Genomic DNA, 11,290 nt, shown 5'->3' on the forward strand with positions numbered 1-11,290 from the left:
ATTACTTTCCTTCTATTTTCTTGTTGGATTTTTTTATTATCAATCCTATTCTGTTTAGGATAACCGTGATTGCGATGGTGATAAGAATATTTACAAATGTTACTCCAAGATAAAAGTCCTTAGTTAGAAGCTTTCTATAAATTACAAACCCTATTGCCCAGGATAGTAGGTGACTAATTTCAAATTCTTTTCTAATATATTTTGATTTGAGAATTAATTGATCTGCTATTAATACTGCTGTCATCGGTGCAAAGACTGAACCTATTAAATATAAAAATCCTGTGATATCGTCCATATTGTAGACCATAGCTAGGACTGTTCCAAGTATTGTTACTACAACTCCGACGGTCTTCGCATTTAGTTTTTTTAAAATACTTCTAGAGGATATGCCTGCTGAATATGCATCGAGGAAAGTGGTGGTAACTGTAGATAGTACAACTATTAAAAGTCCAATGGTGCCTATTCCCGCCTTTATCATCACAAGTGAAATATCTGTTTCTCCTGCATATAACGCTGCTCCAAGTCCGATAAATTGCATCCATATACTTACTATGGTGTAGACTCCTGCTGCAACAAATGCGCCTATCTTTTTCTTTTCTGAGTTCATGGTGTAATCACCTACGACTGGTATCCAAGATAGTGGCATCGCTGCTCCAAGTTCCACTGCTGCTCCGAAACTCATTGCATCGCCCATAGGTCCTGCTGCTTCACCTGAGAATACATGACGACTTAGAATAATAGTAAGTACAAATAAAAGTGTCATAGCAAGAGTATTTATCCATTTAAGTGATGTAATTCCAACTACTATCCAGAGTACTATAAGTGCTCCTATAACCACTGCCCATACTCCACTACCATACTTTAAGATTTCACCTGCTGATAGTGCTCCGTCATAAATCATGATGGCAGTCCAGCCTGCAAGTTGAACGACATTTAATACTGCAAACAGGATTCCTCCCTTCTTGCCGAAGGTAATCTTTACTGTTTCCATTGAAGATTTTTCACTTCGCTCTGAAATATATCCTGCTAAGTACATAAAAATAAAGCCAATTAAATGGCCAAGTAAAATTGCATATGCTCCATTTTTTAGTCCGAGAGATGCGTAGTAGGTTCCAGTTAACATTTCTGCAATAGACACACCTGCTCCGAACCAAATCAGTGCGTGTTCTGAATTTTTTGTCATTTCTTCACCTCTAAAATAATTATAATTTACGATTTTTTATTTTTCAACCTTGAAGATATTTTATTTAGGTGATAAGCTAGAACAAAATGAGGTTATCGAAATAAAAAAGTATTTAGAAATACAAAGGAGATTTTTATGGATATAATACTTAACAATATAAAAATAGATAGCAAAGATATCCCTATGCTTTCCATGCTCTCAGAGGAAGAACTTTCTATGATGACTTCATCCCTTGAGGCTCAATATGTAAAAAGGGGTGAGACCATATTCACTTCAGGTCATCCTGCAGATGTAATGTTCATTCTTCACGAAGGAGTTTTCAAACTTTCGATGCCCCTTACTGATGGTAGAGAGCAGATTATGTACCTGTTCACCGCCGGCGATTTTGTTGGAGGATTAAATATTTTATCGGGAGATAAGTATGTATACAATGCTGTGTGCCTCGCCGACTCTCTTATCATTAAAATTTCTTCAGATGACTTTAGAAATGTTCTTCTTAAAAATTATGATTTCTTGATGATTTTAATTGAGCAATGCTACGAAAGAATTAGAAAGTCCGAATCCCTTGTGGATATTCTATCTGGTATAAATGCGGATATGAAGGTTGCAAAACTTCTTATAAATTTTGCAAATCTCTACGGCAAGGTTACCAAGGACGGAATCCTTCTCGACTTGAATATCAATAGAGAGGAACTTGGATTCTATTCAGGAGTAACAAGGGAAACCATCTCGAGAAAGTTAAATCAATTTGAAAAGGCAAAGATCGTAAGACTTCTTCCAAAGGGCAATATCCTCATCAGGAAGATGGACGTCTTGGAAAATATAGTAAGCTCATAAAAATAGGAAGGGTGTATGAAAACATCCTTCCTTTTATATTTTTTGAAATTTATTTATTTAATAATTTTTTAATTTATTTTTAAATCCTTGTCAATATATGCAATATTTCCCTTTGCAAAAGTCATCCAAATTTTTCCTTCCATTTCTTCATTTAAGAATGGTGTGTTCTTTGATTTGGATAGGCTCTCTTCAAATTTCCATTTAGTATTTGTGTCGAAGATTACAAAGTCAGATACTTCTCCAACTTTTATCTCTCCTCCCGGAAGATTGTAGAGTTTTGCCGCATTGACACTCATAAGTTCAACGAGTTTTTTTAAATCTATAAGACCTGCCTTCAAAAGATGCATATTGGCCAGTGAAAATGATGTTTCAAGTCCAGTTATACCGCTTGGAGCCTTGGTAAGTTCTCTGTCCTTTTCCTCCTTGGTGTGAGGTGCATGGTCAGTTGCAATCATATCGATGGTGCCATCGGCGATTGCCTTTAAGATTTTTTCTCTATCACAAGAGGTTCTAAGTGGCGGGTTCATCTTTGCTCTCGTTCCATGTTCTAGCACTGCATCTTCTGTTAGAGTGAAATGGTGAGGAGTTACTTCTGCATAGAGTTTTGCTCCCAAAGATTTATAAAATCTCACAAGATCCACGCTGACTCCAGAAGAAATATGTTGGATTACAACCTTCGCCCCAGTGTAAAGAGATAGGGCTCCATCTCTTGCTACCATCACATCTTCTGCAGCTCTAGGACTTCCGTAAATCTTTAGAGCTTCGGAAACTTTGCCGTGGTTCACCCCATTTTCTTTTATAAGGCTTGGATCTTCTTCGTGAAAAGATATGACAGCGTCAAGCTCTTTTGCCTTTTCCATGGCAAGTTTTACGATGTCAGTTCTCATATCTGGGATTCCATCGTCGGTAAAGGCAACTGCACCTGCTTTTAAATGCTCTTCCATGTCTACGATATCAATTCCTTTAAAACCTTTCGTCAAAGCAGAAACTGTGTAGACATTTATCTTTAAATCTTCTGCCCTTTTTACAAAATCTTCTATGAGTTCTTTTGAGTCCATAGTCGGTCTTGTGTTTGCCATGCAGATTACTGAGGTGAATCCTCCTCTAGCTGCAGCCCTGGAACCTGTTTCTATATCTTCTTTTTCTGTTTGGCCAGGATCTCTGAAGTGAACATGGGCATCTATAAATCCTGGGGCCATGATTTTACCAGTCATGTCTATGCCAGGTTTATCAGTCTTGTCGATGGAGATAATCTTTCCATCTGAGATTTCCACATCGGTTACCATGTCTCTATCGTTTAATGGATCTATGAGTCTTATATTTTTAAAAATCATACTAGGGTTATCCTTTGATGAACTTTCTTTCCTTTTTGAATTATGATTTTGTCGTCTTTAAACATAGCTTTTGTCACTACTAAGTTAGGATCTTGAACTTTTTCTCCATCTATGGAAACTCCGCCGCCTTGGATAAGTCTTCTAGCTTCTGAGTTGGATTTAGTTAGATTTAATTTGGTCATAAGGTCTAAGATTCCTATTCCTTCTTCGAAGATTTTTCTATCCATATCTTCGTTTGGAATATTTTCAGAATCAGCTCCACCTTGGAATAGTGCCTTAGATGCTTCTAGTGCTTCTTTTGCAGCTTCTTCTCCATGGACATCCTTTACAACTTCAAATGCTAGAACTTCTTTTGCCTTATTTAATTCTTGTCCTTCTAGCTTTTCGTATTCAGCAATCTTTTCTAGTGGTAGCATGGTTAGAAGTTTTAAGAATTTGATTACGTCTCTATCGTCGCTATTTCTTAGGTATTGGAACATTTCGTATGGAGATGTCTTTTCTCTATCTAGCCAGATTGCTCCCTTTTCTGATTTACCCATCTTTTGTCCAGATGCTGTGGTTAGAAGTTTAAATGTCATACCAAATACTAGGTCACTTTCAAGTTTTCTAACGAGTTCGTATCCACCAATAATATTTGACCATTGGTCTGATCCACCTAGTTCAAGTTTAACTCCATGTTTTCTGTAAAGATATAGGAAGTCATAGGATTGCATAAGCATGTATCCAAATTCAAAGAATGTAAGTCCATTTTCCATTCTGTTCTTGTAGCAGTCGAAGTTTAACATTCTATTTACTGAGAAGTGAACTCCTATTTCTCTCATAAATGGAAGGAATTTTAAATCTAGTAGCCAGTCTTTGTTGTTTTCTATGATTCCTTTTCCTTCGCTGAAATCTAAAAAGTGTGAGATTTGTTTTCTAAAACATTCCGCATTGTGATTTATAAAATCTTCTGTCATTACCTTTCTCATGTCGTTCTTACCAGATGGGTCACCTATCATTGTAGTTCCTCCACCTAGTAGAGCAACAGGTATATGACCTGCTCTTTGCATGTGTTGCATTACTCTTATTTGAAGAAAATGTCCAAGGGTTAGTGAGTCTGCTGTTGCATCAAATCCTATATAGAATTTTACTTTTTCTTTTCCAAGCAGATCTCTTAACTCTTCTTCATGTGTCATTTGGTCAATAAAACCACGTTCTTCTAAAATATCAATTACGTTCATTTTTCCTCCTACAAAAAAATACGCCCTAAGCTTGAATGGACGCATTCGTGTTACCACCATTCTTTGCCTAGGGCCTTGTTCTAAAAATCACTGAAATCTCCGGTGTTGTAATTCGATTTCTCTACTGGGTCACCTTCACAGATTTCTTATTAAGTTTCTTACATTTTATATTAATATTTTTTCTTTGTCAATCTAATTTTGCTTTAATCCTATAAATTGAACTTATCCTCTTATTTCTTCCAAAAGATTTGCCATTTCAATTGCAGTTACAGCTGCGTCGAAACCTTTGTTGCCCATCTTTGTACCTGCTCTTTCTATTGCTTGTTCTATATTTTCTGTAGTGATTATTCCAAAGATTACTGGCACTTCTGTTTGAAGTGATGCTTGGGCAATTCCCTTTACCGCTTCTGTGGATACAAGTTCGTAGTGGGTTGTCGCTCCTCTTATTACTGCTCCAAGGGCTATTACTGCGTCGAACTTGCCAGTCTTTGCAAGCATCTTGCAGGTGATTGGAATTTCAAATGATCCTGGCACCCAGAACACTTCTATTTCATCTTCTTTAACTCCATGTCTTTTTAGTCCGTCGATGCAACCGTCGAAGAGTTTTGAAACGATGAACTCGTTAAATCTTCCCATTACTATGGCGTATTTCTTGCCTTGTGAACTTAAATTTGCGTTGTGAATTTTCATTTTTATCTCCTTTTGTTATCCTTAATTTATTTAATATAATGACTACTTAATGAATTCTGAAAGCATGTGGTTCATCTTTTCTGCCTTAGTCTTTAAGTAGAACTCGTCATCTTTTGTAGAATGAATTTCTATTGGCACTCTTTCCTTTATCTTCATTCCAAATTCTTTTAGTGAATAGATTTTGTCCGGGTTATTGGTTAGAAGTCTTAGCTCTTTTACTCCTAAATCTTCTAGGATTTGTGCTCCAGTTGCATAGTCCCTCGCATCTTCTGGAAATCCTAGGGCAAGGTTCGCTTCCACAGTATCCATTCCTTGATCTTGAAGGGCGTAGGCACGAATCTTATTTACAAGACCGATTCCTCTTCCTTCCTGTCTCATGTAAAGAAGGATTCCTCTTCCCTCTTCGTCGATTCTCTTCATTGCCATGTGAAGTTGGTTTCCACAGTCGCAACGAGATGATCCGAAGCAGTCTCCAGTCAAACATTCTGAATGGACTCTGCAGAGCACATCCATTCCATCTCCGATTTCGCCTTTTACTAAAGCTATGTGATGTTCTCCTGTTACAGTATCTATATATGCGTGGGCTCTAAACTTTCCAAACTTGGTAGGAAGATCTGCCACTGCAATCTCTTTAACTATCTTTTCATGTCTCTTTCTATATTTTATAAGTTCTTCTGTGGTGGTTATCTTCATGTTTAATTTTTTTGCAAGGGCAAATATTTCTTCTCCTCGCATCATGTGTCCATCGTCAGCCATGATTTCGCAGCAGATTCCCACTTCTTTAAGTCCAGCAATCTTTAAAAGATCCACTGTAGCTTCTGTGTGTCCCTCTCTTACGAACATTCCATTTTCCTTTGCAACTAATGGAAACATATGACCTGGGCGTCTAAAATCTTCCGGTTTTGCATCTTCTTCGGTAAGTTTAACTGCAGTTAGGGCTCTTTCGTAGGCGGAGATTCCCGTGGTGGTGTCCACATGGTCCACTGAAACTGTAAATGCTGTTTCGTGATTGTCTGTGTTTTCCACAACCATTTGAGGTAAGTCAAGTTTCATTGCGTATTCTTTTGACATTGGCATGCAAATTAAACCCTTTGCAAGAGATGCCATGGTGTTTATCGCTTCTCCTGTGGCAAACTGTGCAGCCATAATCATGTCCCCTTCGTTTTCTCTTGAAGGATCATCTGTAACGATGATGATTTCCTTATTCTTTAGCGCTTCTACGATTTCTTCGATGGTGTTAACTTTCATTTTCTTCTCCTTAAAATCCGTTTTCTCTTAAAAATTCCAAATCAATGCTATTTTTTTCTTCTTTATTTAAAAATTTATAGACATACCTTCCGATGATATCCGTTTCGATATTTATACTGTCTCCAAGTTTTTTATCCTTTAGATTGGTCTCTCTTATTGTGGTTGGGATTATGGAAACTTCTAAAGAGTTCCTATCTACCTTTGAAACTGTGAGACTTATTCCGTCTAAGGCTATCGAACCTTTGTTGACCACGTACTTAAGTACATCCTCCTCGGCAGAAATTTTATAGACTATTTCGTTTGAGTTGTGGGTAGTATTTATAATTTTTCCCACTCCGTCCACATGGCCTTGAACTATGTGACCGTCGAGCCTTTTAGTTGGACTTAACGCCCTTTCCAAATTCAAAATCTCTCCGCCTTTTAATTCTTTAAAAGTGGTATTATTTATAGTTTCAAGCATGGCTTCTGCTTCAAAATAATCTCCTCCAAGTTTTGTAACGGTGAGGCAAACCCCATCAGTTGCTATTGAATCCCCAAGTTTTGTTCCTTCAAGTACAACCTTCGCCGAAATATTTAAAGTATAGAGATCTTTTTCTTTTCTTATGCTATTTAATCTTCCTTGCTCTTCAATTATTCCTGTAAAAATACGATCACATCCTTCCTTTTATGAGTATGTCAGTTGCAATTTTAGTAACTTCTACATCTTTTAAATCTATTGCTTCGTCTAATTTTTCGATTCCCATACTTCCAATTGCCGAGATTCCGTCTGATCCGATGATCTTGGGAGCGATGAAGAAATAAAATTTATCTACCAATTTTTCTCTTAGCATCGATGCATTTAAGCTTCCTCCACCTTCCAAAAGTATGGAAGAGATGTTAAATATTTTTAATTTATCCATAAGATCTCTTAGATCAACCATTTTATTTTTTTCTTTTACGATTACTACATTTACATTTTCCATCTTGGATAGGATTTCAAATTTTTCTCTGTTGCAATTTTCTGTTGTGGCAATTATTGCTATATTTTCAAGATCCTTAGACAAAACTTTTGCCGATGGTGAGATTCTAAGTCTTGAATCAACGATTATTCTAGCTGGACTATGTGGATACCTTCCAGCTCTTACATTTAATGTGGGATCATCCTTTAAAACAGTGTTTATTCCAACCATAATCGCGTCGCACATTCCCCTTAGCTCGTGGGAGAATTTTCTAGATTCTTCTGAAGTTATCCACTGGGATTCATAAGTTCTCGTCGCAATCTTTCCATCAATTGTCATCCCAGATTTTAAAACTACAAATGGTCTATTATTTTTTATATAGGTAAAGTATCTTTCGTTTAGTTTTTCGCATTCCTCTTTTAGAATTCCTACTTCAACTTCGATACCTGCATTTCTTAATCTTTCTATTCCTCTTCCAGATACTTTTTCAAATGGATCACAGTTTCCAATGACAACTCTTGTGATCCTCTCCTCTATGATTCTATCTGCACAGGGAGGAGTCTTTCCATAGTGGGAGCAGGGCTCTAGATTTACATATAGGGTGGCACCATCTAAATTTTCTCCTTTTGTCTTTGCATCATTTATCGCATTTACCTCTGCGTGGCAAGATCCGAATACTTTGTGATAACCCACACCAATTATTTTTCCATTGCTTACGATGACACATCCGACAAGGGGGTTTGTCTTTGTGGCACCGATACCATTTTTTGCAAGCTCTATCGCCCTACTCATGAAATATCTATCGTCTAAGTTTTTCATTTCTTCTCCTAAAATAAAAAAAGAACCCATTTCAGGGTTCTAGTACACAAAAAAATCTCTTCTTTCATCCAGACTATACTGTCGGTATTGGAATTTCACCAATTCAGCTTGCGCTCGCGGACTTTACCGCCGGTGGGGAATTGCGCCCCGCCCTGAAGACATAAAATATATTTAGTTCTAATTCAATGATACCAGTTAATGAAATTTTGTCAATTAAAATATCAAAAATATTTTTTTTATATTTATGAAAACTTTATCCCTAAAAAAATATTGTGCTATAATTTACTTGAGGTGAAAAAAATGAAATATAGAATCGAACATGATAGTGTCGGAGACAAACAAGTACCAGTTGAGGCTTACTACGGAGTTCAATCTCTAAGAGGAGCTGAAAACTTTCAAATATCTGGTAAAACTCTACATCCAGCAATGGTTAAAAACCTTGCTCTAGTTAAGAAAGCCTGTGCAATTGTAAATAATAAATGTGGAATCCTAAGCGATGATGTTTGCAAGGCAATAGTTTATGCATGCGACGAAATCCTAGCTGGTAAATATTTAGAAGAATTCTTAACAGATATGGTTCAAGGTGGTGCAGGAACTTCTGCAAACATGAATGCAAACGAAGTTATCGCAAATATCGCTAACGAACACCTTGGCGGCGGACTAGGAACTTACGAACATGTACATCCAAACGACCATGTAAACATGGGACAAAGTACAAACGACGTATATCCATCAGCAGGTAAACTAGGAGCTCTAGATTTAATTCAAGATGCAATAAAGGAACTAAATAGACTTTATAATGCACTTATGAATAAATCTGATGAATTCTCAACCATCCTAAAAATGGGTAGAACTCAACTTCAAGACGCAGTTCCTATGACTCTTGGACAAGAATTCCACGCTTACGCATCAGTAATAAGACGTGACATCAATAGAATTGAACACGCTTCACACGCAATCAAAGTACTTAACATGGGTGGATCTGCAATAGGTACTGGTATAAACGTAGATAGAAACTACTTCGATATGATCGTACCAGAAATTTCAAAACTTACAGGATACGATCTAGAACAAGCTCCAGACCTAATCGACGGAACTCACAACCTAGATGGACTAGTAGAACTTTCTTCAGCCCTTAAGACCTGTGCAGTGAACCTTTCAAAAATTTCAAACGACTTAAGACTTATGGGATCTGGTCCAAAGACCATGATTGCAGATATTATTCTACCTCCAAAGCAAAATGGATCTTCCATCATGCCTGGTAAGGTAAACCCTGTAATCCCAGAAGTTGTAAACCAAGTAGCATTCAAAGTAATCGGAAACGACGTTACTATTTCAATGTGTGCTGAAGGTGGACAACTTGAACTAAACGCATTTGAACCAGTGCTTTTCTATTCACTATATGAATCTATAGAATTTATAACTCACGGAGTAGAAACTCTAGTTGATAATTGTATAGTAGATATAAAACCAAACCTAGAAGTGCTTAAGAAGGATCTTGAAACTTCTGTAGGAACAATAACAGCATTCGTTCCACATATCGGATACCAAGTATCAGCAGATATTGCAAAAGAATCTCTAAGAACTGGAACTCCAATTAGAAAGCTTATTTTAGATAGAAAGCTTTTGACAGAAGAAGAAATAAATGAAATATTCGATCCACAAGCAATGACTAAACCAGGTATTGCTGCAGAATATTTAATCAAACAAAAACATAATAAATAAAAATAAAATTTTAGACCCTAAGTTTTAAAAACTAGGGTCTTTTTACATAAAACTCAAAAAATATCTTGACATTACTATTTTCACAATATATAATATCTATGTTAAAGCCAAAGACAGCAGGTGCAACAGCTTAAATATCCTGCCGAGGTTCGAAAAACATTATTTTTTTAATGATCGGATTTACGTCTCACGGCTTTAGTGAGATTTTTTTATTTTGGGGGTGAAAGAGTGAGAGAACAAGTACTAAGCCAAAAACAAGCCCAAGTAGATGAAATTAAAGAAAAAATTGAAGCTGCTAAGAGTATCGTTCTTATGAACTACCACGGACTTAACGTAGGAGAAGTTACTGAGTTAAGAGATAAATTCAGAGCAGAACAAGTTGATTACAAAGTATACAAGAATACTTTGATGAAGAGAGCATTTACTGAGCTTGGATACGAAGGATTAGACGAAATTTTAAAAGGACCATCTTCTATTGCATTCTCAATGGCAGACGCAGTACCAGCTGCTAAGATCGCATCTGAATTTGCAAAAGACCATGAAGCTTTAGAAATTAAATCAGGTATACTAGATGGTAAAGTTATATCAACTGATATGATTGAATCTCTAGCAAAACTTCCATCAAGAGAAGTTCTTATTGCACAAGTACTTGGTGGATTAAACGCACCAATCCAAGGATTAGCAAATGTACTAAGCGGTACAATAAGAGGACTAGCAGTGGTATTAAATGCTATTGCTGAAAAGAAAGAACAAGAAGCAGCTTAATGCTTCAAATAAAAAAGATTAAAAAATATTTTAAAAACATTTAGGAGGAAATATAATGTCAGAAAAAGTACAAGCACTTATTGAAGAAATCAAAACACTTACAGTTATCGAGCTTTCAGAAGTAGTTAAAGCTCTTGAAGAAGAATTCGGAGTATCAGCAGCAGCTCCAGCAGCAGTTGCAGTAGCAGGTCCAGCAGCAGCAGGTCCAGCAGCAGAAGAAGCAAAAACAGACGTTGACGTAATTCTTGAATCAGCAGGTGGAGAAAAAGTTAAGGTTATCAAAGTTGTTAAAGATATCACTGGACTAGGACTAAAAGAAGCTAAAGCTCTTGTAGACGAAGCTCCAAAAGCTATCAAAGAAGGAATCCCAGCAGACCAAGCAGAAGAACTAAAAGCTAAACTTGAAGAAGCTGGAGCAACTGTAACAGTAAAATAATGATTTTAAAGACAGGTCTTACCTGTCTTTTTTTATGTCCAAATAAAAATTTTCCATAAAATTTATAAAACTAACAAAAAAAATAAAATTTAATT

Annotated in this window: 11 protein-coding genes, 1 riboswitch and 1 other annotated feature; of the genes, 4 read left to right on the plus strand and 7 right to left on the minus strand. The window is 36.5% G+C overall.

All coding sequences use genetic code 11. The features are described 5' to 3' along the window. Window position 1 precedes the first annotated feature (1 nt). Entirely contained in the window at window positions 2–1,183 is a 1,182-nt protein-coding gene (gene cytX, locus HMPREF1252_RS01875) for a putative hydroxymethylpyrimidine transporter CytX (protein ID WP_023059012.1), read from the minus strand. 135 nt (window positions 1,184–1,318) lie between these two features. On the opposite strand from cytX, the gene HMPREF1252_RS01880 reads away from it, so the two are divergent. Continuing rightward, complete coding sequence (locus tag HMPREF1252_RS01880) at window positions 1,319–2,020, plus strand: Crp/Fnr family transcriptional regulator (RefSeq protein WP_023059014.1); 702 nt, start codon at window positions 1,319–1,321, stop codon at window positions 2,018–2,020. A 68-nt stretch (window positions 2,021–2,088) separates the two neighbouring features. Here HMPREF1252_RS01880 and HMPREF1252_RS01885 read toward each other — a convergent pair whose 3' ends face one another. The 6 genes from HMPREF1252_RS01885 to ribD form a co-directional block, all read right to left on the minus strand. Then, the gene (locus HMPREF1252_RS01885; protein WP_023058983.1) at window positions 2,089–3,354 is read right to left on the minus strand and encodes a dihydroorotase; all 1,266 of its coding nucleotides are present in this window, start codon (window positions 3,352–3,354) and stop codon (window positions 2,089–2,091) included. Continuing rightward, window positions 3,351–4,574, minus strand: a complete 1,224-nt coding sequence (gene tyrS / locus HMPREF1252_RS01890; protein WP_023059130.1) for a tyrosine--tRNA ligase — start codon at window positions 4,572–4,574, stop codon at window positions 3,351–3,353. Before tyrS ends, HMPREF1252_RS01885 begins: the two co-directional genes overlap by 4 nt. Before the next feature lie 222 nt (window positions 4,575–4,796). Next, window positions 4,797–5,264: a 6,7-dimethyl-8-ribityllumazine synthase gene (gene ribE, locus HMPREF1252_RS01895; RefSeq protein WP_023059031.1), complete on the minus strand. Its 468-nt coding sequence runs from the start codon at window positions 5,262–5,264 to the stop codon at window positions 4,797–4,799. Between the two features lie 42 nt (window positions 5,265–5,306). Continuing rightward, a complete protein-coding gene (locus HMPREF1252_RS01900) occupies window positions 5,307–6,512 on the minus strand; it encodes a bifunctional 3,4-dihydroxy-2-butanone-4-phosphate synthase/GTP cyclohydrolase II (RefSeq protein WP_023059079.1) in 1,206 nt (401 codons plus the stop codon). Between the two features lie 10 nt (window positions 6,513–6,522). Beyond that, entirely contained in the window at window positions 6,523–7,158 is a 636-nt protein-coding gene (locus HMPREF1252_RS01905) for a riboflavin synthase (RefSeq protein WP_036746712.1), read from the minus strand. 4 nt (window positions 7,159–7,162) lie between these two features. After that, window positions 7,163–8,269, minus strand: coding sequence for a bifunctional diaminohydroxyphosphoribosylaminopyrimidine deaminase/5-amino-6-(5-phosphoribosylamino)uracil reductase RibD (gene ribD / locus HMPREF1252_RS01910; RefSeq protein ID WP_023059103.1), 1,107 nt, complete (start codon window positions 8,267–8,269; stop codon window positions 7,163–7,165). A gap of 52 nt (window positions 8,270–8,321) precedes the next feature. After that, a riboswitch (FMN riboswitch) is annotated at window positions 8,322–8,433 on the minus strand. 136 nt (window positions 8,434–8,569) lie between these two features. Here ribD and HMPREF1252_RS01915 point away from each other — a divergent pair. The 3 genes from HMPREF1252_RS01915 (at window position 8,570) to rplL (ending at window position 11,195) form a co-directional block, all read left to right on the plus strand. Continuing rightward, window positions 8,570–9,994, plus strand: a complete 1,425-nt coding sequence (locus tag HMPREF1252_RS01915; RefSeq protein ID WP_023058969.1) for an aspartate ammonia-lyase — start codon at window positions 8,570–8,572, stop codon at window positions 9,992–9,994. Window positions 9,995–10,083: 89 nt separating this feature from the next. Continuing rightward, window positions 10,084–10,213 (plus strand) — a sequence feature (ribosomal protein L10 leader region). A 9-nt stretch (window positions 10,214–10,222) separates the two neighbouring features. Next, window positions 10,223–10,759 (plus strand): 50S ribosomal protein L10, encoded by a 537-nt coding sequence (rplJ, locus tag HMPREF1252_RS01920; protein WP_023058980.1) that lies wholly within the window; start codon window positions 10,223–10,225, stop codon window positions 10,757–10,759. Between the two features lie 55 nt (window positions 10,760–10,814). After that, window positions 10,815–11,195: a 50S ribosomal protein L7/L12 gene (rplL, locus tag HMPREF1252_RS01925; protein ID WP_008902665.1), complete on the plus strand. Its 381-nt coding sequence runs from the start codon at window positions 10,815–10,817 to the stop codon at window positions 11,193–11,195. Window positions 11,196–11,290 lie beyond the last annotated feature (95 nt).

The sequence above is a fragment of the Peptoniphilus sp. BV3AC2 genome (genome assembly GCF_000478945.1).
Classification (GTDB): domain Bacteria; phylum Bacillota; class Clostridia; order Tissierellales; family Peptoniphilaceae; genus Peptoniphilus_B; species Peptoniphilus_B duerdenii.